13 protein-coding genes are annotated in these 25,926 nt (G+C 74.3%); 5 read left to right on the top strand and 8 right to left on the bottom strand.

The features are described from left to right. Positions 1-8: 8 nt before the first annotated feature. From BAW75_RS00745 to BAW75_RS00730, 4 genes are read left to right on the top strand one after another with little or no spacing between them, the layout of a single operon-like run. On the top strand, positions 9-1,580 hold the full coding sequence (locus BAW75_RS00745; protein ID WP_104112282.1) for a class I adenylate-forming enzyme family protein: 1,572 nt from the start codon (positions 9-11) through the stop codon (positions 1,578-1,580). Continuing rightward, a complete protein-coding gene (locus BAW75_RS00740) occupies positions 1,577-2,785 on the top strand; it encodes an FAD-dependent monooxygenase (protein WP_104112281.1) in 1,209 nt (402 codons plus the stop codon). Before BAW75_RS00745 ends, BAW75_RS00740 begins: the two co-directional genes overlap by 4 nt. Beyond that, positions 2,782-4,755, top strand: a complete 1,974-nt coding sequence (locus tag BAW75_RS00735) for an FAD/NAD(P)-binding protein (RefSeq protein ID WP_104112280.1) — start codon at positions 2,782-2,784, stop codon at positions 4,753-4,755. Before BAW75_RS00740 ends, BAW75_RS00735 begins: the two co-directional genes overlap by 4 nt. Further along, entirely contained in the window at positions 4,752-6,170 is a 1,419-nt protein-coding gene (locus BAW75_RS00730; RefSeq protein WP_104112279.1) for a nitrosuccinate lyase, read from the top strand. The genes BAW75_RS00735 and BAW75_RS00730 overlap by 4 nt, the downstream gene beginning before the upstream one ends. Before the next feature lie 45 nt (positions 6,171-6,215). On the opposite strand, the gene BAW75_RS00725 is transcribed toward BAW75_RS00730, so the two are convergent. After that, entirely contained in the window at positions 6,216-7,034 is an 819-nt protein-coding gene (locus BAW75_RS00725; protein ID WP_064445517.1) for a M23 family metallopeptidase, read from the bottom strand. 130 nt (positions 7,035-7,164) lie between these two features. Here BAW75_RS00725 and mce point away from each other — a divergent pair, with 130 nt between their 5' ends. After that, a complete protein-coding gene (gene mce, locus BAW75_RS00720; RefSeq protein ID WP_104112278.1) occupies positions 7,165-7,635 on the top strand; it encodes a methylmalonyl-CoA epimerase in 471 nt (156 codons plus the stop codon). 76 nt (positions 7,636-7,711) lie between these two features. Here mce and BAW75_RS00715 read toward each other — a convergent pair whose 3' ends face one another. The 7 genes from BAW75_RS00715 to BAW75_RS00685 all read right to left on the bottom strand — a co-directional run bounded on the left by BAW75_RS00715 (position 7,712) and on the right by BAW75_RS00685 (position 25,859). Continuing rightward, complete coding sequence (locus BAW75_RS00715; protein WP_104112277.1) at positions 7,712-10,027, bottom strand: MMPL family transporter; 2,316 nt, start codon at positions 10,025-10,027, stop codon at positions 7,712-7,714. A 127-nt stretch (positions 10,028-10,154) separates the two neighbouring features. After that, the gene (locus tag BAW75_RS00710; protein WP_104112276.1) at positions 10,155-11,144 is read right to left on the bottom strand and encodes a TauD/TfdA family dioxygenase; all 990 of its coding nucleotides are present in this window, start codon (positions 11,142-11,144) and stop codon (positions 10,155-10,157) included. Between the two features lie 83 nt (positions 11,145-11,227). Next, the gene (locus BAW75_RS00705) at positions 11,228-14,095 is read right to left on the bottom strand and encodes a non-ribosomal peptide synthetase family protein (protein ID WP_104112275.1); all 2,868 of its coding nucleotides are present in this window, start codon (positions 14,093-14,095) and stop codon (positions 11,228-11,230) included. Then, complete coding sequence (locus BAW75_RS00700) at positions 14,092-14,955, bottom strand: thioesterase II family protein (protein ID WP_104112274.1); 864 nt, start codon at positions 14,953-14,955, stop codon at positions 14,092-14,094. Before BAW75_RS00700 ends, BAW75_RS00705 begins: the two co-directional genes overlap by 4 nt. Continuing rightward, entirely contained in the window at positions 14,909-16,621 is a 1,713-nt protein-coding gene (locus BAW75_RS00695; protein WP_104112273.1) for a cyclic peptide export ABC transporter, read from the bottom strand. Before BAW75_RS00695 ends, BAW75_RS00700 begins: the two co-directional genes overlap by 47 nt. Then, complete coding sequence (locus tag BAW75_RS00690; RefSeq protein ID WP_104112272.1) at positions 16,618-21,309, bottom strand: condensation domain-containing protein; 4,692 nt, start codon at positions 21,307-21,309, stop codon at positions 16,618-16,620. The genes BAW75_RS00695 and BAW75_RS00690 overlap by 4 nt, the downstream gene beginning before the upstream one ends. Further along, positions 21,306-25,859 (bottom strand): non-ribosomal peptide synthetase, encoded by a 4,554-nt coding sequence (locus tag BAW75_RS00685; protein ID WP_104112271.1) that lies wholly within the window; start codon positions 25,857-25,859, stop codon positions 21,306-21,308. The genes BAW75_RS00690 and BAW75_RS00685 overlap by 4 nt, the downstream gene beginning before the upstream one ends. Positions 25,860-25,926: the final 67 nt, after the last annotated feature.

Below are 25,926 nucleotides of genomic sequence, written 5' to 3'. Positions count from 1 at the left end.
AGCCGGACATGTTGCTGCAGACGATCGCCAATCGCGGCATCCGACTGGGCACACTCTTCGACCGGGCCGCGGCCCGGCACCCGGACAACAGCATCACCCTCGACCACGACCTCGACGTGGCGCCGGAACTCGGCCGGCGGCTCACCGTCGGCGCGGTCGCCGGCCTGGTCGCCGACCTGGCCGCCCGCCTGCACGCCGCCGGCGTACGACCGGGCGACCGCGTGGTGGTCCACAAGTCGCACAACTTCGACATCACGCTGAGCGCGTGCGCGCTGGCCCGGATCGGGGCCGTGCCGGTGTTGCTCTCCCCCCACCTCGACGCCACCACGGTGCTGCATCTGATCCGCCGGGCCGGCCGGCCGTACCTGCTGACCGACCGCGCCACCCTCGACGGGGAACTGGCGGACACCGTGTTCCCGGCGGTCGCCGGGGTGCTGCTCGCCTCCGGTGACCATCCGTCGGCCACGTCGCTGCGCGCCCTGACCGGTGTGCCGAGCGTCCCGCCGATCGTCATGTCCCCCGACCATCCCACCCTGGTCACCCACACCTCCGGCACCACCGGGCTGCCGAAGCTGGCCGTGCACACCGGACGGACGCTGCAGGCGCGCTACCGCCCGCAGGCGTCGGTCGCCGCGCTGGTGCGGCGCCGCTGCCCGGTCGCCATCCACGTCTCGTTCGTGCACTCGCGCCTGTTCACCGCGCTGGCGATCACGATGCTGCGCGGCTTCCCGCTGCTGGTGCACGCCGACAACGACCCGGACCAGGCCACCGACCTGTTCCTGACCCATCGTCCGGGCGTGCTGGAGACCCACCCCAACTCGTTCCTGCGGTGGGAGCGGCTGGCCGACGACCCGCGCGCGCCGCTGGCCACCGTGCGCTACTTCAGCAGCACCTTCGACGCCATCCACCCGCGTACGGTCCGGCGCATGCTCGGGGCCTCCGCGCATCCCAAGCCGGTGTTCGGCCAGCTGTACGGGCAGAGCGAGGTCGGCCCGGTCGCGGCCCGCGCGTTCACCCGCCGCCGGCCCGAGGACGCCGACGGGCGCTGCGTCGGCATGCCGTTCCCCGGCATGACCGACATCCGGGTGGTCAGCCGCAACGGACGCCCGCCCACCCGCGACAACCCCGGCTACATCGAGGTACGCACCGACGGGCGCATCGTCACCTACCTCGGCGAGCAGCAGCGGTACGAGGGTCAGCGCCACGGATCGTGGTGGCGGATGGGCGACCTGGGCTACCGCACCCGGCTGGGCTGCCTGCACCTGCTCGACCGCGAGGTCGACGAGATCGACGGGTTCGGCAGCACGCTGGCGGTCGAGGACACGCTCTTCACCCGGCTGGACGAGCTCGTCGAGGTGATCATCCTGCCGGCGCCGGACGGGCCGCCCGTGCCGGTGATCTGCACCAGCGAGGACCTGCCGATCGACATCGACCGCTGGGCCGGCGCGGTCGCCACGCTGCCGCCGATGGCCCGTCCGGTGCAGCGGCGCCTGGCGGATCTCCCGCAGACCGCCACCACCAAGATCAAACGGTTGGAGCTGGCCCGGCAGCTGCTCGACCGGGACAGCGCGGCCGGATGAGCACCCGGACGCCCGTGCGCGTGGTCGTGGCCGGGGGCGGCATCGGCGGGCTCGCCACGGCGCTGGCGGTCGCGGCGCACGGACATCACGTGACGGTCCTGGAACGCCAGCCCGAGTTCACCGAGCTGGGCGCGGGCATCCAGCTCGCCCCCAACGGCCTGCACGCGCTGGACGCGCTCGGTGTGGGACCGCAGGTGCGGGCCACCGCGGTCGCCATGGCGGAACTGCGGTTCATGGACGGCGTGACCGGCGCCCACGTCACCAGCATGCCGTTGACCGAGCGCTACCAGCGCCGGTTCGGCAGCCCGTACGTGGTGGTGCACCGCGCCGAGTTGCACCGCCGCCTGCTCGACGCGGCCCGGCGGCTGCCCCGGATCACGCTGCGCCCGGCCGCCTCGGTGGCCGGCTACGACCAGAACGCGGCCGAGGCCGCCGTGCGCCTGGACTCCGGCGAACGGATCCCCGCCGACATGGTGATCGGCGCCGACGGCATCCACTCCCGCATCCGCCGCCAGCTCGTCGGCGACGGCGAGCCGCGCAACTCCGGCATCACCGCGTACCGCGCCATAGTCCCCATGTCCCAGGTGCCGGCCCGGGTACGCCGGGACGCGGTCACCTGGTGGGCCGGACCGGACTGCCACTTCGTGCACTACCCGATCAGCGGCGGGGCGTACCTGAACATGGCCGCCAGTCACGCCGACGGCGCGCCCACCCTGTTCGCCGGCCGGCCCACCGACGGCACACTGGTCCGGGCCGCGATGTCGCGCCTCGGCGCGGTCGGTGACCTGCTGCGCCTCAGCGACGAGTGGCGGGCCTGGGTGCTCGTCGACCGGCCGCCCGTCGACGACTGGGCCGACGGCCGGGTCGCCCTGCTCGGCGACGCCGCGCACCCCATGCTGCACTACGCCGCGCAGGGGGCCTGCCAGGCGCTGGAGGACGCGGTGGTGCTCGGCGACCTGCTCGGCGACGGCGCCGAGCCGGTGCCCGAGGTGCTCCGCCGCTACGTCGCGCAACGGCGGGAGCGGACCGCCGCGGTGCAGGCCGTCTCCCGCGACAGCATCCGGCTCTGGCACGCCGCCGGGGACGCGGCGACGGCCCGCAACCGGGCGCTCACCGCGATGACGCCACAGGAGCTGCACACGGCGGTGGCCTGGATGCACGCCGCCCGGGTGCGCGGCGAGCGCCCGAGCGAGGCCGTGCGATGACAGGCCCGCGCCACCTGCGGATCTGCATCGTCGGCGCGGGCCCGCGCGGACTGTCCGTCCTGGAGCGGCTCTGCGCCCAGGAACGGCACGACCGGGCCTGCGCCAGCCTCACCGTGCACGTGGTGGACCCCGCCGCGCCCGGCGCCGGCGCGGTGTGGCGCACCGACCAGTCCCGGCTGCTGCTGACGAACACCGTCGCCTCACAGATCACCGTCTACACCGATCCGAGCTGCCGCCTGGCCGGGCCGATCGAGCCCGGGCCGAGCCTGTACGAGTGGGCCCGGAGCGTGGCGTCGGCAGGACCGCGGGGCGCGCTCGACCCCGACGTGCTCGACGAGGCGCGCGCCCTCGGCCCCGACGACTATCCGACCCGGGCGTTCTACGGCCACTACCTGCGGGCCAGCTTCCGCCGGATCGTGCGCCGCGCGCCGCCGCACGTCTCGATCCGGTGCCACCGCTCCCGCGCGGTGGCCAGCGCCGACACGTCGGGCGTGCCGGGCGGTCCGCAGGGCGTCCGGCTGGCCGACGGCACCCGGCTGCACCACCTGGACGCCGTGGTGCTGGCCCTGGGCCACGCCGCCGCCCGGCTGGATCCCCGGCAGGCACGCACGGCGAGCCTGTCCCGGGTCCACGGACTCACCTATCTCCCCCAGGCCAACCCCGCCGACGTCGACCTCAGCCACCTCCCGGCGGGCGCCCCGGTGCTGCTGCGCGGGCTGGGCCTGACGTTCTTCGACCACCTGATCCTGCTGACCGTCGGCCGGGGCGGCAGCTTCACCGAGGAGGGCGGACGGCTGCGGTACCGGCCCAGCGGCGCCGAACCGAGGTTGTCCGCCAGTTCCCGCCGGGGCATCCCGGCGCACGCCCGGGGCGACAACCAGAAGGGCGTGACCGGCCGGCACCTGCCCCGGCTGCTGACCGCGCAGGCCGTGGCGCGGCTGCGCGCCCGCCGCGCCCGCGGCGAGTCGATCCGGTTCCGTCGCGACGTGTGGCCGCTGATCGCCGCCGAGGTGGAGAGCGTCTACTACGCGACGCTGCTGCGCCGCACCGGGCACGCCGGCCGGGCCGAGAGCTTCACGCTGCGCTACCTCGCGACACCCGCCGAGCGGCGGCCGGCGCTGCTCGACGAGTACCCGATACCGCCGCAGCGGCGCTGGGACTGGGACCGGCTGGCCCACCCGTACCGCGGGCGCGAGTTCCGCGACCGGGACGACTTCCGCGCCTGGGCGCTTGAGCACCTGGCCCGGGACGTGGCGCACGCGCGGGCCGGCAACGTCGACGGGCCGCTCAAGGCAGCGCTGGACGTCCTGCGTGACCTGCGCAACGAGGTCCGCCTGGCGGTCGATCACAGCGGGATCGACGGCGACTCGTACCGCGACGAGCTGACCGGCTGGTTCACCCCGTTCAACGCGTTCCTCTCGATCGGCCCGCCGGCCCGGCGCATCGAGGAGACGATCGCGCTGATCGAGGCCGGTGTGCTGGAACTGACCGGGCCGGACACCCAGATCGTCATCGACACCGAGACACCCGCGTTCGAAGCGACGTCCCGGACGGTGCCCGGTCCCCCGGTCCGCGCCGGCGTCCTCATCGAGGCGCGGCTGCCGGAACCCGACCTGCGCGGCACCGCCGACCCGTTGCTGCGCCACATGCTCGACACCGAACAGTGCCGGCCGTACCGGATCCCCTACGACGGCGGCACGTACGAGACAGGAGGACTCGCCGTGACCGAACGTCCCTACCGGGTCGTCGACGCCCAGGATCAGCCGCACCCGCGCCGGTTCGCGTTCGGTGTGCCCACCGAGTCGGTGCACTGGGTGACGGCGGCCGGCATCCGGCCGGGCAGCGACTCGGTGATCCTGGCCGACGCCGACGCGATCGCCGCCGAGGTGCGCTCGCTCGCGCCGGCCGGACATGCGGTGGCCGACCGCGCGGCCACCGGGGCGGCCCGTTTCCCGGGGGTGATCGTGTGATCGACACCCTCGAAGTGGCGGTGGACAGCGGCCTGCTCTCACCGGTGCGCGCCGGCACGAGCATCGAGCCGGTGGTCGGCGACCGGGCCTGGCTGCAGGCCATGCTGGACGCCGAGGCGGCGCTCGCCCGGGCCCAGGCGCGGCTGGGCACGCTGCCCGTCCAGGCCGCCGCGGTGATCACCCGGACCGCCCGGGCCGAGCTGTTCGACCTGCGGGGCGTCGCGGTGGCGTCCCGGGACACCGCGAACCCGGTGGTGGCGCTTGTGGCCCAGCTGACCCGCGCGGTCGCCGAGCTGGACCCGGCCTCCGCCGAGTACGTCCACCGTGGCTCCACCAGCCAGGACATCCTGGACACCGCGGCGATGACAGTCGCGCACCGGGCGCTCACCGTCATCGACGACCACCTCGCCGCCGCCGTCGACGCGCTCGCCGGGCTGGCGCTGACCCACCGCGACCTGCCGATGGCCGGGCGGACGCTGGCCCTGCACGCCGCCCCCACCACGTTCGGGCTGAAGGCGGCCGGCTGGCACCAGTTGCTGTGCGACGCCCGGGTGCGGCTGTGCCGGGTACGCGACCAGGGCCTGCCGGTGTCGCTCGGCGGCGCGGCCGGCACGCTGGCCGGCTATCTGGAGTACGCGGCGCTGGACGGCGCGGCCGAGCCGGACCCCGGCTACGTGGACCGCCTCGTGGCGGCGTTCGCCGAGGAGACCGGCCTGAGCCGGCCTGCGTTGCCCTGGCACACCCTGCGTACGCCGCTGGCCGACCTCGCCGCGGTGCTCGCGTTCGTGACGGGCGCGCTCGGCAAGATCGCCGTCGACGTGCTCTCGCTGGCGCGCAGCGAGGTGAGCGAGGTGGCCGAGCCGGCGGCCAGCGGGCGCGGCGCCTCCTCCGCGATGCCGCACAAGCGGAACCCGGTCTTCGCCACGCTGATCCGCAGCGCCGCGCTCCAGGTGCCGCCGCTGGCGGCCGGGCTCACCCAGGCGCTGCTCAGCGAGGACGAGCGGTCCGCCGGCGTGTGGCACGCCGAGTGGCTGCTGCTGCGCGAGTGCCTGCGGCTCACCGGGGCCGCCGCGGAGGCGGCCGTGACGCTGACGCGGGGGCTCGTGGTGCGCCCGGAGCGGATGGCGGCCAACCTGGCGCTGACCCGGGGCCAGCTCACCTCCGAACGGGTCGCCGCCCGGCTCACCCCCGTCGTCGGCCGGGACCGGATCAAGGAGGTGCTGACCCGGGCCGCCGCGGAGGCCGACGCGACCGATCGCGCACTGTACGACGTCCTGGCGGAGACGCCGGAGCTGCGGGGCCGCTACACCGCCGAGGAACTGGCCCGGATCGGTGATCCGGCCGGCTACCTCGGCGCGGCGGGCACGCTCGTGGACGGCGCGGTCGTCGCCCGGGCGGAGCCGGCCCGGCGCTGACCGCTGGTCCCGCGCGCACGGGCCGCGGTCGGACGCGGGATCGGGTCAGCCGATGCCGTCGACCGCGGCCCGCAGCGCGCTGATCGACGGATCCCAGGTGAAGTTCAGGACGGGGATGCCGGAGGCGGCGGCGTTGCTGTCGCCGCCGAGGACCACCGCCCGCGGTTTGCCGGTGCCCTGGGGGACCACGAGATACCAGTTGCCCTTCACGTTCGCGATGAACACGTCGTCTGCCTCCTGGTCGGGCGGGTTCGGGTTGGTGACGTCTCCGGCCCAGCTCTCGAAATCGACTGTCGCGCGGAAATCCGTCGGACTGGCGGTGTTCAGCCAGAGGCTGGTGTGCACGTGCGGCCCGACGCCGGACTCGCTGCCGTTGGCCGAGGCGCCGGAGTACGCGATGGTCTGGCCACGCGACACACGTTGACCGGGTGAGACGGCGACCGCCGACAGGTGCAGGTGCCGGGTGTAGTTGCCGTCGTCGTGGGCCATCCCCACGACCCGCCCGGTGGCCGTGGACGTGTCGGCCTTCACGAACCGGATCGTGCCGTTCGCCGCCGCCATGACGGGGGTGCCGGCGCCGACCGCGTAGTCGGTGCCCGGCTCGGCCGAGGGCGGCGTCCGGTTCCGGTGGTCCTGCCAGGAACTGGAGATGCGGACACGTCCGCACGGCCGCTGGTAGCCGCCGGCGGCCCGGGCGGAGCCGGGCAGCAGGGCGAAGGCGGCCGACACCCCGGACGCGGCCAGCGCGGCGCCGGTGAGGAGCCCGCGTCTGGACAGTCCGCGCAGGTAGGCGATGCCGCCGAGGTCCTCGGGCGGCGGAGCGCCGTGGCCGACGTCCCGGGACGACCCGTCACTGAGGATCATCGATGTAAGGTACGGCCGGTTCGGACGCGGGGCAAGCGCCTCGCCCGGACGCCACGCACGCCCTCGCCGGTCGTCATTCCGTCGATGGACGCCTATTCGAAGAACCCGTCTCCGGCACTAGGCTGACGACATGTCTGACGAGCTTTCACCTTCGGCGCAGCAGTCTGCGCTGTCCGGAATCGGCCTGCGCGGCATCGACCACATCGGCCTGGCGGTGAATGATCTGGACGAGGCGATCGAGCGGTACGAGACCGTCTTCGGCATGCGGTGCGTACACGTGGAGGAGAACGCCGAGCAGGGAGTCCGGGAGGCGATGATGTCGATCGGCCCCGACCCCGCCCATGGCCGGCTGCAGTTGCTCGCCCCGCTGACCCCGACCTCACCGATCGCCCGCTTCCTCAGCCAGTCCGGCCCGGGCGTGCAGCAGATCGCCTGGACCGTCGACGACGTCGAGGAGACCTCCGCCGAGCTGCGTGAGCGCGGCGTACGGCTGCTCTACGAGCAGCCCAAGCGCGGCACGGCCGGCTCCCGGATCAACTTCGTCCACCCGCGTGACGCGGGTGGAATCCTGGTCGAGCTGGTCGAGCCGGCCGCCGCCTGAGCGGGCCGCCCGGCCGCCCCGAACGGCCGGTCCCGCCGGATCGTGCCGGTCCGGCGGGACCTCGACGGCGCCGCGGTCAGTGCCGGGTGCGTGGCAGGATCCGGTCCAGCCAGCCGGGCAGCCACCAGTTTCCGCGACCGATGAGCCGCATCAGGGACGGGACCAGCAGCAGCCGGACGATCGTCGCGTCGATCAGCACGGCCAGGGCCAGCATGAAGCCCATCTGCTTGATCTCGAGGATGCGGGTGAACATGAACGACGCGAAGACCACGACCATGATCGCCGCGGCGGCGGTGATCACCTTCGCGGTGCGGGTCAGTCCGAGCTGGACGGCGGCGGCGTTGTCGCCGGTACGGTCCCACTCCTCGCGCATCCGGGAGAGCATGAACACCTGGTAGTCCATGGAGAGCCCGAAGACCAGGGCGAACGCGAACAGCGGCAGGATCACCTGGATGAACCCGGTCCGCTCGACGCCGAGGAGGTCGGCGCCGTGCCCCTCCTGGAAGACCAGCACTGCCGCGCCGAAGGCCGCGCCCGAGGTGAGCAGGTTCATGAAGATCGCCTCGAACGGCAGGACCAGCGAGCGGAAGGCGATCAACAGCAGCAGCCAGCTCGCCGCCAGCACGGCGCCGATGACCAGCGGCATGGCCCGGGAGCTCTCGTCGGTGATGTCCACGATCTCGGCGGGGCCACCGCCGACGTGAGCGGTCAGCCCGGTGCCGGCGAAGGCGCCACCGGCCTGAGTGCGCAGCTCGCGTACCAGATTGGCCGTCTCGTCGGTGTCCGCGCCGTGCCGTGGACGGACGGTGACCACAGTGGTGTCCCCGTCCCGGCTCACCAGCTCGGCCAGGGCCGGGCCGGCGGCGCGCGTCGCGGCTTCGAGGTGGGCGGTGGTGTGCCCCTTGGCCTGGGCGTCGAGCACCCGGGTGACGCTCACGACGTCAGCGGCCTCCCGGTTGCCGGCGGCCTGGTCGCTGAACCGGGCGACGGCGTCGAGCTGCGCGTCGGTGAACCGGTCGCCGCCGGCCGAGACGACAACTGTGATCGGGGCGAGCACGCCGGGCGCGTACGCCTCGGAGACGATGCCGTACCCCTTGCCCGGCGGCGACTCGGCCACCGCGCCGGCGCCGAGGTCGACGCCGTACTGGAGGTGGAAGACCGGGATGGACAGGGCGCCGAGCAGGACGGTGCCGAGCGCGGCCACGAGCAGCGGACGGCGCATGACCACGGCGATGGCCTTGGCCCAGCCGGAGTGCTCCGGGTCCGGGTGGGCCAGCGACCGGCGGGCCCAGGGCAGCGCGAAGCGGTTGATGCGGGGGCCCAGAAGACCGAGCAGGGCGGGCAGCAGGGTGACCGCGATGAGCATCATGACCAGCACGGCAACTGTCATGCCGACGGCCATCGAATAGACCTTCGCGGAGCGGACCAGCCAGAGCCCCGCCAGCGAGACGACGACGGTGATGCCGGAGAACAGGACGGCCTGCCCGGCGGTGGCCACGGTGCGCCCGATGGCCCGGGCCCGTTCCGGACGGCCGCTGTCACCGGCTTTCGCCAGTTCCTCGCGGAACCGGGTGACGATGAACAGCGTGTAGTCGATGCCGAGCGCGATGCCGACCATGCTGACGGCGGTCTGCACGAACACGTCGAAGGTGGTGAAGTGGGTGGCGATGCCGAGCGCGCCGAACGCGGCGAGCACGGCGACGACACCGAGCAGGAGCGGGATGGCGGCCGCCACGAGCGACCCGAACGCGAGCAGCAGCACGATGGCGGCGGCCGGGAAGCCGATCGTCTCGGCCATGGACAGGTCCTCGTTGCCCTGCTCGACGGCGGCCGCGGCGAGCGGCGAGACGCCGGTGAAGTACGCCTCCACCTGGCCGGTGCCGAGCCCTTCGGCGATCTCGCCGAGCGGCCCGGCCTGCTCCTGGAGCTTCTTGTCGTCGCCGTCGAGACTGACCGGCACGAGCGCGGTCTTCCCGCCGGGGGCGATGAGCCGGTCCGGCGCGTCGTACGGGCTGACCACGGTGCGCACGTCCGGGGCCTGGCGGTAGCGCTCGACAGCGGTGCGGACGACCTCGCGGAACGCCGGGTCCTGCGCGTCGATCGAGGTCGAGTGCAGGACCACGAAGTCGGTCTCGCTCGGCGTGTCGGGGAACTCGGCGCTGATCAGCTCGGCGGCCTTCTCCGAGTCGGAGCCGATCACGGAGTTGGTGTTGCCGGTCAGGTGCGAGGTGAAGTAGCCGGCCGAGACGGCCGCGCCGGCGAGCAGCACCAGCCAGACCAGGATGACCTTCACTGGATTGAGCGCCGCCCAGACGGCCCAGCGGTAGAGGAAGCCTTCCTCCAGCGGCCGGTGTTCGCCACCTCGGCGGGTGCGCGACAGCGTGTCGGTCATCGAATCCCTTTCACGGTTGGCACTGATGTCCGCCGGCCACTGCGATACGGCTGCCGGCGCCCCCTTCCGGCGCCGGTCAGCCTACCGTCCACTAGAGGCCGTTTTGTGGACCTTGTGAACGTCGAAATCAGTTGAGTACGGCGCCGGCGTCGTCCCGGAACTCCCGGCTCCGCCGGTTGTCCAGGTGCACGTAGACCCGGTGCAGCCAACGGTCCCGCCCGTCGAAGCGGGGAGTGAACTCGGACCGGCCGTGCAGCACCAGCCGGTTGTCGATGAGCGCCATCATCCCGGTCTGCAGCACCAGCGGCGTGGAGACGTCGGTGAGGATCCGCTTCAACCGCGCCATCACCTCGCCGGCCTCCTCGTCCAGCGCGGTGGTCGCGTTCAGGTCGAGGCAGATGTTCGAGTCCTCCACGCTGCCGGTGAGCACCGCGTGCGGCGTGGTGCGGTCACCCTGGCGGAACGAGGGCGGCGGCGCGGTGACGAACCGGGGCTCGCGCAGCACCTTCCGGTCGGTCTCCTCGATCTTCGGCAGGGCCTGCCGGATGCAGGTGACCAGCGTGCCGGCCCGCTTGGCGTGATCGTTGCGCAGGCACAGCAGGCCGACGTAGTCGGGGCGTTCCCGGTGGAACGCGTTCTCCACGTGGAACTCCAGCGGCACCGACCCGGCGTTGCTCTGGGAGTCCTCCAGGCCGCGCACCGGGACGACGTTCTGCACCAGGGCGCCGCTCTTCTCGCTGCGGTAGGCGATCACCTCGCCGAGGTGCAGGCCGACGAGCATGGCCAGGACGGCCGGCACGGTGGTCGCCCGTTCCACCGACTCCCGGACGGTCGGAGTGCTCGGCAGGTCGCGCTCGTCCACCGGAAGGCCGGCGAGCACGAGTGAGCCGGTGGCCCCGGCGTCGCTGCGGAAGTCGCGCAGCGTCTCCATCAGCCGCAGCGGCATCCGGCAGCTCGCCTGCCGGGCCTGCGTCACCCAGGACAGGTCGTCCAGCAGGCGCGGCGACGCGGCGACGAGTTCCTCGGCCAGCGCCCGCAGGGCGGTCCGTTCGTCGTCGGCGAGGTCCAGCCTCAGTCCCTGCGCGCCGCGGGTCGACCGGTCAGATGTCGTGGTCATGGATTCGTCCTCTCGTACGGCGTGCGCGATCGTCCCGGCGCACGGGGGCCGGTGTCGGCACGGAGGGGATTCGTGGGAGCGGATCAGAGGGCGGGCAACGCGCGGCTGTCCACCTTCCCGTTGGTGGTGAGCGGAATGTGGTCGATGGCGACGACGTCCGCCGGGATCATGTAGTCGGGCAGGTCGACGGCGAGGTGGGCGCGCAACGCGGCGGCGTCCACCGCCGCGCCGGCGGTGAGCGCCACGTACGCCGCCAGGCGCTTCTCGCCGGGGCTGGGCTCGCGGGCGAGCACCACGGCGTCACGGACGCCCGGATGGGCGGCGAGCCGGGCCTGGATCTCGCCCAGTTCCACCCGGTAGCCCCGGATCTTGACCTGGTTGTCGATGCGGCCGAGGAACTCCAGCGTGCCGTCGGGCAGCCAGCGGGCCAGGTCGCCGCTGCGGTAGAGGCGGCTGCCCGGCGGGCCGTACGGGTCGGGCCGGAACCGGTCCGCGGTCAGGTCCGGGCGGCCCAGGTAGCCGCGCGCCACCCCGACGCCGCCGATCCAGACCTCGCCGGGCACGCCGACCGGCACCGGGTCGAGCCGCTCGGTCAGCACGTACATGGTGGTGTTGACGATCGGCACTCCGAGCGGCACCAGCTCGGTGGCCGGCGGCTCGCTGATCGGCTGCCCCGAGTTGCCGATGGTGATCTCGGTGGGGCCGTACTCGGTGGCGACCTTCGTGCCGTCCGGCCCGGCCAGATCCAGCCAGCGCTCGGCCAGCGCCGCGGTGAACGAGTCCCCGGCCGCGATGACCATGCCGGCCAGTTCCCGCGCCTGCTCCCCGGTGAGCTGCCAGGTGAGCAGGTCCAGGTGGCCCGGGGTCATCTTGATGAAGCTGTACGGCGCGCCCGTGAGCAGGTGCGCCCCGAGGTCGGCGGTGTCCAGCGGCTCGGGCAGCAGGTGCGCCGGCTCCCCGGTGATCAGCGGGGTGAAGATGTTCGGGATGCCCAGGTCGAACGAGATCGAGGAGAAGACCGGGGCGCCGCCGGGGCCGTGCGCGGCGTACGCGCCGACGGTCCAGAGCAGATAGTTGGCCAGGCCGGCGTGCGGCACCAGCACGCCCTTGGGCCGCCCGGTGGAGCCGGAGGTGAAGATGACGTAGGCGAGCTGGGCCGGGTCGATCGGCACGGTCGCCGGGGTGTCGGGCCGGGCCGCGACGGCCGCCGCGTCCGCGTCGACCAGGACCAGGACGCCGTCGTACAGGCCGGTGAGGGTGGCCTGCTCGACGGTGGAGGTGACCACCACCGGGCTGCCGGCCGCCTCGATCATGTAGCGCAGCCGTTCCGCCGGCAGCTGCGGATCCAGCGGCAGGTAGCCGGCCCCGGACTGCCAGACCGCGATCAGGGCGGGGATGAGGTCGGGTGTGCGGCCCAGGCACACGCCGACCAGGGTGTCCCGGCCGGCGCCGAGGTCGAGCAGGTGGTGGGTGAGCCGGTTGGCCCGCCGCATCAGCTCCCGGTACGTGAGCCGCGTGTCGCCGGCCCGGACGGCGATCCGGTCCGGAGTGGCGTCGGCCTGGGCCCGGATCAGGTCGACCACGGTCACGTCGCCCCGGTGCGCCGTCTCCGCGACGGCCCAGTCGCGCAGCACCGCGTCGCGCTCGTCCGCCGGCAGGTAGGTGCGCCCGGCGTCACCGTCGGGGTCGGCGGCCATCGCCACCAGCACCTCCCGGTAGAGCGCGGCGAGCCGGCGGGCGTTCCCGGGGTCGACTGTCTCCCCGGCGACGCGCAGGCGCAGGCGGTCCGGCCCGGCGGTGACCCGCAGGCCGTACCCGTCCCGGTCGGCCGGCAGGCCGGGCAGCGGCTCACCGGGCAGGCCGGCGGCCGGGTCCCACTCGAAAAGGGCGTGCTGCCCCTGCCCCGGCCCGCCGGTGACCGGCCGGTACGCGAGCCGGTGGGTCCACGCGTCGCGCTCGTGGGCGGCCACGTCGCGCACCAGCGCCCGCCAGGTCGCCGCGCGGGCGGCCGTCGGCACGGGCCGCACCACGCGGTGCAGCAGTCGCTCGCAGTCCGGGCGCGCGGCGCCGCCGTGCGGGGTGAGGGTGGCGTCGGTGTGCCCGGCGGGTTCGGCGCCGAGCATGCCGAGCACGGTCTGGTGGGCGGCGAACAGCACAGTGGACAGCGGCGCCCCGGCAGCGTCGGCGAGCACGGCCAGCCCGGCGGACATCCCGGCCAGGTCGACGGTGAGCTCGGTGCTCCCGGCCGCGCCGCCCAAGCCGCCGGGCAGGGCGCAGGAGCCGCCGGCCAGCGCCCGGGTCCAGTACTCCTCGCCTTCGAAGTCGGCGGCGGCGTCGAGCGCGTCCGCGACGCAGGGCGCGTGCCGGGTGGCGGTGACCGGCGCCGCGGCGTGGTAGGCGCGCAGCAGCTCGGCGAGGATGCCCGCCGGGTCGGCCACGCAGCTCAGCGCCCGGGGCGCGGCGACCAGCAGCGTCCAGGTCTGTTCGGTCTCCAGGATCACGGTCAGCCGTAGCGGCCCGGCGGCGGCCGGGTCGAACGGCGTGGCCCGTTCGGTCTCCAGCAGCGCGGCGAGCATCGCGTCGCGCTTGTCCGCGTCGACGCTGCGGTGGTCGTGCCGGGCCAGCGGGACCGCGGCGTCCGGATGCGCCAGGTACAGCGGCTCGGTGCCGCCGGACGGGTCGGTCGAGCAACGGAGCAGTTCGTGCGCGCGCACCACCGCCTCGACCGCCGAGGCGAAACGCTCCGGCGCGAACGGGGCCGGGTCCTCGATCCGCCGGCCGTCCAGGTCGACCTCGGTGAACGCCGACGCCTGCGCGACCAGGTCGGCCGGCACGTCGGGCAGCGGATAGGCGTCGCTGACGCCGGCCGGGACGATCGCCCGGTCCCGGGGACTGAGCAGCGTGAACGGCTCGATGTCGGCCGCGTCCACCGCCGGGTCGAGGGGGGTCATGTCTCGTCTCCTGGGTTCCGGTCCACCGGCGGCCCGCTCCGGGCGGGTACGGCGGCGGCTGTGGTCGGGGGCGGTCGGTGGTGGTACCGGTCGGCGGCGCCGGACACCCACGGCGGCGGTACGACAGGGGCGAGATCCCGCGCCACCGTCGCCACCACCTCGGCCCGCGCGCCGTGGAGGAAGAAGTGGTTGCCGGGGAACAGGCAGAGCCGCGACCGGGCCGAGGTGTGCCGCCGCCACCCGTCGAGCGCCCTCGGCGGCACGATCCGGTCCCCCCGGCCGCCCAGCACCGTCAGTGGCGTCGCCAGCGGCGGCTCGGGGCGGTGCTCGTACGTCTCCAGCACCGAGAAGTCGGCCCGCAGCACGGGCAGCATGAGCCGCATCAGGTCGGCGTTGTCGAGCACCTCCGGCGGGGTGCCGCCCAGCTTCGCCAGGTGCGCGCGGATCTCGTCGTCGGCGGCGCAGTGCAGCAGGGGCCGCGACGACGGGGAGTCCGGTGACGCGGCGGCGGAGACGAACACGTGCTCCGGCTGGCGCACCGGGCGGCGGCGCAGCGCCCGGGCCAGCTCGAAGGCGAGCAGGCCGCCCATGCTGTGCCCGAACAGCGCGTACGGCCGGTCCAGCGCGCCGGTCAGCGCGTCGGCGAGGGACCGGATCAGCGGGGCGAGGCGCAGGAAGGGCGCCTCCTGCAGCCGGGTGCCCCGGCCGGGCAGCTCCAGCGCCACCACCTGGACTCCGGGCGGCGCGGCGCGCTGCCAGCCCCGGTACGCCGCCGCGCCGCCACCTGCGTACGGCAGGCAGAACAGGCGGACGTCAGCGTCCGGATTCCACACCTGACCGCCCAGCCACCGACTGTCCACGGGGAACCTCCTCCTCCCTGATCTGGCCGTAGTCGAGCCGGACGAGCCGGTCGGCGGCGTCGAAGTAGCGGTCGTCGTGGCTGATCACCACGACGGCCTTGTCCCGGTCCCGCAGCTCCGGCAGCAGTTCCCGGTAGAAGAAGTCCTTGAAGACCGGGTCCTGGTCGGCCGCCCACTCGTCGAACAGGCAGAAGGGGCGGTCCTCCAGGTACGTCACCAGCAACGCCAGCCGTTTGCGCTGCCCGAGCGAGAGCGCCGTGGTGGAGAAGCGGTCCCCGTCGACGCGTACCTTGTGGTCCAGTTGCAGGCGCTCCAGGTACCGCTGCGCCTTGGCGGCCTGTTCCCCCGCCGGCAGCCCGAGCAGGCTGTCGAAGAGGTGGAAGTCGGAGAACACGGCGGAGAACAGGTTGCGGTAGTCCTCCCGGTTGGCCGCGGTGACCTGGGTGCCGTCCACCTGGATCGCGCCGCTCTCCGGCTCGTACAGGCTGGTGAGCACCTTCGCCAGGGTGGTCTTGCCGCTGCCGTTGGCGCCGACGACGAAGAGGATCTCGCCGCGCCGGAACTCGAAGTCCAGCGGGCCGAGCACGAACTGCTCGCCTTTCGGTCCGGGGTAGACGTGGCTGACCCCGCGGAAGGCGATGCTTCGCCACCCGGCGAAGACGTTGCCCGCCCGGGCCGCGGCGGCCGGGACCCTGCTGTTCGGCACGGCGGGCGCCCGCCCCGCGCCCGGCCCGCCGAGACCCGCGTCGAGCTCCGCGAGCCGCTCCTTGATCTTCCCCAGGGCCACCGACGCCCGGCCCAGCGCGGGGAACCAGACGAGGACGCCCTGAAGGCTGGAGACGGCGAAGAGCAGGATCAGCACGCACGACGTGAGCGTCTGGTCGGACAGGGCGAACCAGGCGGGGAAGGCGAACAGCAGCAGGCCGATGAAGGCGAAGAAGACCGCCTGGCCGCCACCGGTGGCGCCCTCGTAGACGGAGAGGCCGAAGACGCTGTGCCGGCGGTAGGCGGACGCCGTGGCCGTCAGCTCACCGTCGATCAGCGCGGCCCGCCGCTCCCGGTTGAGCTTCAGCTCCTTGAGCCCTTCGGTGACCGAACGGAAGTGACCGAACAGCGCGTCCTGCTCCCGCCGCGCGGCCTTGAGCGCGCCCAGGCCGGAGGCGGAGACGAGCAGGTAGAGCAGCACGCCCACGACGACCGTGGCGCCGGTGGCGAGCGCCACCGCCGGTGAGACGATCACCAGGTACGCGATGGCCACCAGCACGAACGCCGCGCCCGAGCAGATGCCCGGCAGGCCGGGCAGCGCGTCGGCGATCACCACCACGTCGTCGGTGAGCGCCGAGTAGAGCTGCGCCGTGCCGGTCCGCTCCACGGTCCGCAGCGGGGCGTCCAGGATGCCGTCGATGAGGCGGCGGCGCAGGTGGTAGACGGCGCCCTGGGACAGCCGGTACAGCATGCTCTGGGAGACGAACTTGGTGACCAGCGTGGCCAGGCAGAGCGCCACGTATCCCCAGATCAGCCGCTGCGAGGGCGCGGCGTCGGCGGCCAGCGCCAGGTTGACCATGGCGATGAAGGCGGCGCCGGTGCCGCCGCTGACGATGCCCGCCGCGATGGCCAGCAGGAACGGGCCCCGGCTGTAGCGCAGCAGGTAGGCGAAGAGGCTCATGCGCCCACCTCGTCCAGCCAGGCACGGAGCGTGGTCAGCGGCGCCGCCGGTGAGTCGGCCAGCCGGCCGAGCAGCAGGTCCCAGCGTCGCATCAGCGCCTGGAGCGCCCGGGCGTCGTGGACGTCGGTGGAGAAGATCCAGGTGCCGTGCAGTTCCGCGCCCTGTTCCCGCATGATCAGCGCCAAGTCGACCTCCGCCGGTCTGAGGTTGGTGCCGAGCACCTCGGAGAAGACGTAGTCGTCACCGATTTCCAACGAATCGACCCGCAGCCCGGGCAACGCGAGTTCCGGCACCTCGGCGTTGAGCAGGTTGAACAGGGTCCGCGTCGGGTCACCGTCCGCGGTGGCCGGCGCCGCCAGCCACGGCGGCACGGCCCGGTTGGCGTACGCGTCGAGCGTCCGGTCCCGGACCTGCCGCACCAGCCCGGCGAACGTCGACGCGGCGGTCAGGTCGGCGCGTACCACGAGCGGGTGCACGAACCAGCCGATCAGGTCGGCCGTCTCGGCCCGGTCCCGGCCCGCCTCCGGGAAGCCCACCGGGATGTCGTCCCGGCCGGAGCAGGCGGCGAGCAGCAGGTGGTACGCGGCCAGCAGCGCCATGAACAGGCTGGCCCCCTCCTGCCGGGCGAGCCCACGCAGCTTCTCCGTGACCGCCGGGTCGACGCGGAACGCGCGGGTGAAGCCGTCGGCGGCGGTCGTCCCGGTGGCCGGTGGCCGCAGCGTCAGTGCCGGTGGCAGGCCGGCGAGGGCGCGCCGCCAGTGGTCCACGTGCGCGTCGAGCGCGCCGCCGGCCAGTTGCCGGCGCTGCCACGCCGCCACGTCGGGGTACTGCACGGCCAGCTCCGGCAGCTGCGGCGCCCGGCCGGCGGCGTGGGCGCCGTAGAACTCGGTCAGGTCGCGCACCAGCACCCCGTAGGACCAGTTGTCGGTGACCAGGTGATGCATGGTGAGCACCAGCGCGTGCCGGTCCTCGCCGAGGTGGGCCAGCAGGCCGCGCACCATCGGCTCCGCGTCGATGCGGAACGGCCGCCGTCCCTGCTCCTCGATCAGCGCGCGCAGTTCGCCCGGGTCGGCGTCGCGGAGGTCCACCGCCGTCAACGGCCAGCCGCCGGCCGGTTCGATCCGCTGCGCCGGCCCGTCCGGGCCGTCCACGATCCGGGTCCGCAGCGCCTCGTGCCGCCCGGCGACGTCGTCCAGGGCGCGGCGCAGCGCCGCCTCGTCCAGCGGTCCGGTCAGCCGCAGCGCGGTCACCACGTTGTGGATCGGGTCGGCCGGGCCGAGCGGGTGGTGCCGGATCAGCCGTTCCTGGCTGAACGACAGCGGCAGGTCGCCGTCGCGGCCGACGCGCGGGATCGGGGCCGGGCCGGTGTCCGCGCCGCTCGCGTGCCGCCGGACCTGCCCGGCCAGCCAGCCGACGGTCGGGTTGCCGAAGAGGTCGCGCAGCGCGAGCCGTACGCCGTACCGGGCGTCGATCTGCGCGGCGAGTTTGGTGGCGAGCAGGGAGTGCCCGCCCAGGGTGAAGAAGTTGTCGTCCCGGCCGACCTCGTCGATCCCGAGCAGCTCCCGCCAGATGTCGGCGATCGCCGCTTCCACCTCGTCGCGGGGCGCTTCGGCAGCGGCGGCGGGCTCGCCGGCGGGCGGCTGCGGCGCGGGCAGGGCGGACCGGTCGACGGTGCCGGCCGGGGTGCGCGGCAGCTCCGGCAGCGCCACCCAGGCGGCCGGGAGCAGATTCTCCGGCAGCCGCTGCCTCAGGTACGCCGCCAGCTCACCGGCCCCGGCCTGCCCCACGACGTACGCGACCAGCCGGTCGTCGTGCGCCACCACGGCGGCCCCGGTCACCGCGGGATGCCCGGACACGATCGACTCGACCAGGTCCAGGTCCACCGGGAAGCCGCGCAGCCGTACCTGGTGGTCGAGGCGGCCCAGGTACTCGATCACGCCGTCGGCGCGCATCCGGGCCCGCTCGCCGGTGCGCAGCAGCCGCGCGCCGTGCGCCGTGCCGAACGGGTCCGGCGCCAGCAGCGCCGCCACACCTCCGGCCGGCGCCGGAAGCGGGTCGCCACCGACGTACAGCTCCCCCGGCACACCGGCCGGGAGTGGCTGACCGGCCCGGTCCAGGACGTGCGCCCTGGTGCCCGGCACCGGGCGGCCGACCGGCATCAACTGCCGCTGCCCGCCGTCGGGCGTGGCCGGGTCGGCGGGCCCGCCGTCGGGCGTGGCCGGATCGGTGAGCTCGCCGTCGACGGCGCACAGGTGGGCGGTGACCGGCGCGGCCACGTCCGGCGGCACGAGCACGTGGTGCAGGGCCGCCGGCGACCGCTCCGCGAAGCGCGCCACCAGGTGCCGGGACAGCGGCGCCCCACCGCAGAACACGTGCCGCAGCGCGGCGCAGCGCTCCACCCCGCGCTGGTCGAGCAGGTCGGCGAGCAGGTCGGGCCGGAAGCAGGCCACGCTGACCCGCTCCGCTCGGATCAGGCCGACCAGGTGGCGGGCGTCGCGGTCCCCGCCGGGCCGGGCCAGCACCACGGCCGCGCCGCTCAGCAGCGGGGCGTACAGCTCCCAGACCGCCGCCGGGGCAGCCAGGGGCGCCTGCTGGAGCACCCGGTCGGCGGCGGTCAGCCCGGCCGCCTCGGACAACCAGCGCAGCCGGTCGCGCAGCGCGGCGTGGCTGTGCACCGTGGTGCGCGGCGCACCGTCGGGCGGACAGGTGACGTAGGCCGGGTCACCGCCGGTGACAGTGCCCGCGCCGGCCGGCGCCGCGGCGTCCGGCACGAGGGCACCGGGCACGGCGGCGCCGCGCACCGCGCGCGGGTCGGCGGACGGGTCGTCCACCAGGCAGGTCGGCCCGGACCAGCGCGGGACGCCGCCCTGCGGGCGCGCGGTGAGCAGCAACGCGACCTCGGCCGCCGTCAGCAGCGCGGCGGCCCGGTCGGCGGGCAGCGCCGGGTCCACCGGTACGACCACCCCGCCGGCCCGCCAGACGGCGAGCGGCGCGGCCACCAGCTCCACGCACCGGTCCAGCCGCACGCCGACCCGGGTGCCCCGGCGCACGCCCGCTGCCCGCAACCGGTCGGCGAGCGCGCCGACGAGCGCGTCCAGCTCGCCGTAGCCGACCGTACGGGAGCCGAACCGCACCGCCGTGGCGGCCGGGTCACGGCGGACCGCCGCGGCGAAGGCGTCACCGACCAGCGGACGGTCGGCGTCGGTCGCCGGACCGGTGGCCAGCGCCAGCAGCTCGTCCCGCTCGACCGGGCCGACGAGCGGCAGCACGCCGATCGGGGTGTCCGGGTCGTCCAGCAGGCCCCGCAGCAGACGGTGGAACATGCTCACGTGACGGCGGGCGGTCGCCTCGTCGAACAGATCGGTGCTGTACTCCAGCCGCCCCCAGATCGTGTCGCCGTCCTCGAAGAGGTCAAGCAGCAGGTCGAACTCGGCCTTGCGGGCGTCCAGCGAGACCGGCTCGACCCGCAGCGGCCCGTCGTGCCAGGACGGGAACGGCACGTTCTGGTACGAGAACAGCACCTGGAAGACCGGGGTGCCGGCCGCCGACCGTTCCGGCTGCAACTGCTCGACCAGCCGCTCGAACGGGATGCCCTGGTGGTCGTACGCGGCCAGGCACACCGCGCCGACCCGGCGCAGCAGCTCCCGGAACGACGGCTCGCCGCGCAGGTCGGTACGCAGTGCCACGGTGTTCATGAACAGCCCGATCAGCGGCTCCAGCTCGACCAGGCGCCGGTTGGCCACCGGCGAGCCGACCACCACCTCCTCGTCGCCGGTGAGCCGGTGCAGCAGCACCGCGAAGGCGGCCTGGAGCACCATGAACAGCGTGGCGTTCTCCTGCCGGGACAGCGCCCGCAGCCGGGTCACCACGGCCGGCGGGATCTCCACCGGCACCGAGTCACCCCGGTAGCTCTTCTCCCTCGGCCGGGGCCGGTCACCGACCAGGCCGATCTCCGGTGGCGCGCCGCCGAGCTGGCCCGTCCAGTACGCCAGGTCCGCCGCCCACGCCTGCTGAGCGGCCGGCTCCTGCTGCCAGAGGGCGAAGTCGGCGTACTGCACCGGCAGCTCGGGCAGGCCGTGCGGCCCACCGGTCAGCAGGGCGCGGTAGCAGTCGATCAGCTCGCGCAGCAGCACCCCCATCGACCAGCGGTCGGACACGAGGTGGTGCAGGTTGAGCAGCACGCCGGTCACCTGCGGGCCGAAGCGGAGCAGCCGGACCCGCACCGGCGAACCGGCGGCCAGGTCGAACGGCCGGCCGATCAGCTCCTCCTCGCGGCGGCGCAGCTCGGCGTCGACCTCCCCGGGCGTCACCCCGGGCACGTCCTCGACCCGCACGTCCGGCGGCAGCTCGGCCCGCACCTGCTGGTACGGCCGTCCGTCCCGCTCGAAGAAGACCGTCCGCAGCGACTCGTGCCGGCGGACCACCTCGGCGCAGGCGCCGGCGAACAGGTCCGCGCGGAAGTCGCCGTGCACCCGCATCGCCGTGGAGATGACGTACGCGGAGGTGTGCGCCGCGAACTGCTCCAGGAACCAGATCCGGCTCTGCGAGAAGGTCAGCGGCACCGGGGCGTCCAGGTCGGCGCGCGGTGGCACGGTCCGCGCCGGGGCGCGGTCGATGCCCTCCTCCTGGAGCAGGTTGCCCAGCAGCGCGAGCCGTTGCGCGGACAGGGCGAACCGCCTGGTGCTCATGCCTGCGTCCTTCCGTCGGCGCGGTCGAGTGCCTGCTGCACCTCGTCGTCGGACAGGTCGCTGAGCCGGATCAGCAACTCGGCGGTCTTCTCCACGACGGTCCGCTGCGCGGGGTCGGCGGTCACGGCCCGGGCGAGCCCGGCGACCGTCGGGTCGGTGAAGACCTTGTGCAACGGCACGTCCACGCCGAACGCCTCCCGGACCCGGGCCACCATCCGGGTGCTGAGCAGCGAGTGCCCGCCGAGGGCGAAGAAGTCGTCGCCCACGCCCACCCGGTCGACGCCGAGGGTCTCGGCCCAGATGCCGGCGATCACCTCCTCGACCGGTGTGCGCGGTGCCACGTACGCCGATGTCACCTGCCGCCGGCCCGACTCGGGCGCGGGCAGCGCCTTGCGGTCGACCTTGTTGTTCGGGGTGAGCGGCAGCGCGTCGAGGAAGACGTACGCCGAGGGCGCCATGTAGTCGGGCAACTGCTCGCCGACCGCGGCCTGCAGCCGCGGCAGCAGCCGCCTCGCCCGGCGGCCGAGGGCGTCGTTGACGAACGAGTCCCAGCGCGGCTCGGCGGCGGGCGGCCCGGCGAGCCGGGGCAGCGGCGTCTCCGGCCGGCCGTCGCCGGCCAGCCGGCGCAGCACGACGGTCAGGTCACCGGCCGGTCCGTGACCGGACCAGTCCAGGTCCAGCCGGTAGCCGGTCTCGTCGGCGAGCCGGCGCAGCTGTTCCGGCTCGACGGCGGCCGGGTCGACAGGGGACGCCAGTTCGGCCCGCAGGTCGGCGACCGTGCCGTCCGCCCCGGCGAGCGCCGTCGCCGCCCGCGCCCAGTGGTCGACGCGGGCGTTGGGTACGCCGCGCAGCGCGAGCAGCGCCGGACGGTCGCCGGTGAGCCGCTCGCGCAGCCCGGCCGCGGTGAGCCCGCTGTCGCGCCAGTCCAGCCACGTCACGTCCCCGGCGTCGACGACGTCGCCGTCGACGGTGAGCCGTACGTCGTAGCGGAACCGGGTCAGCTCGTTGCTCACCGAGCCGAGCTTCGGCATCACCCGTACCTCCGTCAGCCGGGGGAAGCGGGCCGGCAACGCGGTGAAGAAGCCCGGGTCGAAGACCAGCTCCCGGTCGTCGGCGACGGCCCGGCGCACCCGCTCGCGCAGTTGCTCGGCGCTGTCCTGCGCCTCGGCCCGCTCCACCTGCACGGAGGTGTGGAAGGTCTCCAGCAGTGGCAGGCTGCGGATGTCGCCGAGGAAGAGCGAGCCGCCCGGGGCGAGCCGGGGCAGCGCGCCCTCGATCACCCGCAGCAGGTAGTCCTCGTCGGCGAAGTACTGCGCCACCGAGTTGAGCACGATCACGTCGAAGAGCTGGTCGGGCAGCGCGTCCAGCTCGTCGGCGGCGCAGCCGAACAGCTCCACCCCGGACAGTCCCCGCGCCGGCACGTCGGCGCGCAGCCGGTCCAGGGCGACAGCGGAGATGTCGGTGCCCCAGTAGCGGCGCACGTGCGGGGCGACCCGGTAGAGGATCAGGCCGGTGCCGCAGCCGATCTCCAGCACCGAGCGCGGGCCGTCCTGGAGGATCCGCTCGGCGGTCGCCTCGGCCCAGCCGCGCATCTCCGCCACCGGGATCGGCGCTCCGGTGTAGCTGCTGTTCCAGCCCCGGGTGTCGAACGTCGGGTCGACCTCGCCGGTGTCCGTCACGTCGTACGCGGCGTCCCAGACGTCGCGCCACTGCTCCACCTCGTGCGGCCACTGCGCCGCCGCCTCGGCCCGGGCGTCGGCGCCGGCCACCACGTACGCCACCAGCCGCTGGTCGCCGGGGGTGTCCTCGCGTACGGTCACCACCGCCTGGTTGACCTGCGGCTGCCGCTCCAGCACCGACTCGATCTCGCCCAGCTCGATCCGGAAGCCCCGCAGCTTCACCTGGTGGTCGAGCCGGCCGAGGAACTCGATGCTCCCGTCGGCGCGGCGACGGACCAGGTCGCCGGTGCGGTAGAGCCGGTCGCCCAGCCCGATCGGGAAGGGGTGCCGGACGAACCGCTCGGCGGTCAGCTCGGGCCGGTCCAGGTAGCCCCGCGCCAGGCCGGCGCCGCCGATGTGCAGCTCGCCGGGGACACCCGGCGGCACCAGGTGGCCGCTGCCGTCGAGCACGTGCAGTTCGGTGTTGGCGATCGGCTCGCCGATGGAGATCGGGCCGTGGTCGACCCGCGCCACCGCCGACCAGATGGTCGTCTCGGTCGGGCCGTACATGTTCCACAGCTCGGCGCACCGGCCGAGCAGGCGCTGGGCCAGCTCGGCGGGGAGCGCCTCACCGCCGGCCAGCACCCGCAGCCCGGCCTCGCCGGTCCAGCCGGCGTCGAGCAGCATCCGCCAGGTGGACGGGGTGGCCTGCATGACCGTCGCGCCGAAGGCGTCCAGCGCGGCGGCCAGCCGTTCCCCGTCGGCGGCGACCTGGCGGCTCACCACTGCCACGCAGGCCCCCTCGACCAGCGGCAGGAGCAGCTCCAGCCCGGCGATGTCGAAGGAGAGCGTGGTGACCGCCAGCAGCACGTCGTCGGCGGTGACGCCGGGGCGCTCGCCCATGGCGAGCAGGAAGTTGCCCAGCGCCCCGTGCGGAACCTGCACGCCCTTGGGCCGGCCGGTGGAGCCGGAGGTGTAGATGACGTACGCCAGGTCGTCGGGGCGCACGTCGACGTCCAGCGGTTCGGCCGACTCGGCGGCCAGCTCGTCACCGAGCAGGTCCAGGCAGAGCGGCTGCGCCTTCACCCCGCCCAGGCCCGCCAGCACGTCGCTGCTGGTGAGCAGCACGGACAGGTCGGAGTCGGCGAGCATGAAGGCGATCCGGTCCGGCGGGAAACCCGGGTCCAGCGGCACGTACGCGCCGCCGCTCTTGAGCACGGCGAGCATCGCCACGACCATGTCGGCCGAACGCTCCAGGCAGATGCCGACCATCGTCTCCCGGGCCACCCCGAGCCGCCGCAGCCGGCGGGCCAGCCGGGTCGAGCGCCCGTCCAGCTCGGCGTAGGTCAGGCTCTCCCGGTCGGTGCGCAGCGCCGGGGCGTCCGGGGCGGCGGCGGCCCGGGCGGCGAAGCGCTGCGGCACGCACACCGGCTGCGGCCAGTCCCGGCGGGTGTCGTTCCACCGCAGCCGCAGGTCACGCTCCTCGTCGGCGCCGAGCATCGGAACCTGGTCGATCGGCCGGTCCGGGTCGGCGAGCAGGTTCTCCACCAGCTGCGCGAGGTGCCGGGACATCCGCTCCACGGTGGCCGGCTCGAACAGGTCGGTGTTGTACTCGAACCAGCCGGTCAGCCCGTCCGGCCGGTCGAAGACCTGCAGCTCCAGGTCGAACCGGGCGGTGGAGCTCTCCACGTCGACCGGCTCCAGCCGCAGCCCGGCCACGTCGAACTCCGGCATCGGGATGTTCTGGAAGATGAAGTGCACCTGGAAGATCGGCGAGCGGGACAGGTCCCGGCGCGGGGCCAGCTCCTCCACCAGCCGCTCGAAGGGCACCTCCTGGTGGGCGAACGCGCCGAGGCAGGTCTGCCGGACCCGCCCGACCAGCTCGCGGAAGCTCGGGTCGCCGGACAGGTCGGTGCGCAGCGCCAGGGTGTTGACGAAGTAGCCGACGAGCCGTTCGATCTCCGGCCGGTTCCGGTTGGCCACCGGTACGCCGACCACGATGTCGTCCTCGCGGCTGTAGCGGTGCAGCAGCGCCTGGAAGGCCGCGAGCAGGGTCATGAACGGGGTGGCGCCCTCCCGCTGGCTCAGCGCGCGCAGCCGGGTCATCACCGGCTCGGGCAGGGCGAAGGGCCGGGAGCCGCCCCGGGTGCTCTGCACCGCCGGGCGGGGCTTGTCGATGGGCAGCTCCAGCGCGGCCGGCGCCCCGGCGAGCGTCTTCTTCCAGTACTCCAGGTCGGCGTCGAGCGCGTCGCCCTCCAGCCGCTGCCGCTGCCAGACGGTGTAGTCGACGTACTGGATCGGCAGGTCCGGCAGGGTCGACTCGCGACCGGCGGCGAACGCCCCGTACAGCTCGACCAGCTCGGCGATGGCCACGGACATGGACCACAGGTCGGCCGCGATGTGGTGCATGGTCAGCAGCAGGATGTGCTCCTGCGGGCCGAGCCGGAGGAACCGCACCCGCAGCAGCGGACCGCCGGCCAGGTCGAACGGGCGGGTGAACTCCTCCCGGGCCAGCTCCTGGATGCCCGCCTCGCCCTGCGGTCCGCGCAGGTGGGCGCAGTCGACCATGGTGAACTCCGGCTCGCAGACGGCGTTGACCAGCTGCCGGGGCTCGCCGTCGACCTCGGTGAACGTGGTCCGCAGCGCCTCGTGCCGGCGGGTGATCTCGTTGCAGCAGCGCCGCCACACCTCCAGGTCCAGCGGGCCCAGGATGCGGACGGCGCCGGGGATGTTGTACGCGGCGCTGCCCGGCGAGAGCTGCTCCAGGAACCAGAGTCGTTGCTGGGAGAAGGAGGCCGGGAACTCCCGCCGCTGCTTCTTCTGCCGCAGCCGCTCGGCCAGCAGTGCGCGCTTCTCGGCGGCGGACAGGCTGCCCAGGTCGGTGGTCGTCACGGGCGATCATCCTCGGTGTGTGGGTGAGCTGACACGACTGCGGACAGGACGTGCGGCGCTCGCGTAC

Source organism: Micromonospora chalcea (genome assembly GCF_002926165.1).
GTDB lineage: Bacteria > Actinomycetota > Actinomycetes > Mycobacteriales > Micromonosporaceae > Micromonospora > Micromonospora chalcea.
The sequence above is the reverse complement of the archived record's forward strand: the minus strand, read 5'-3'. Positions and strand labels throughout refer to the sequence as shown.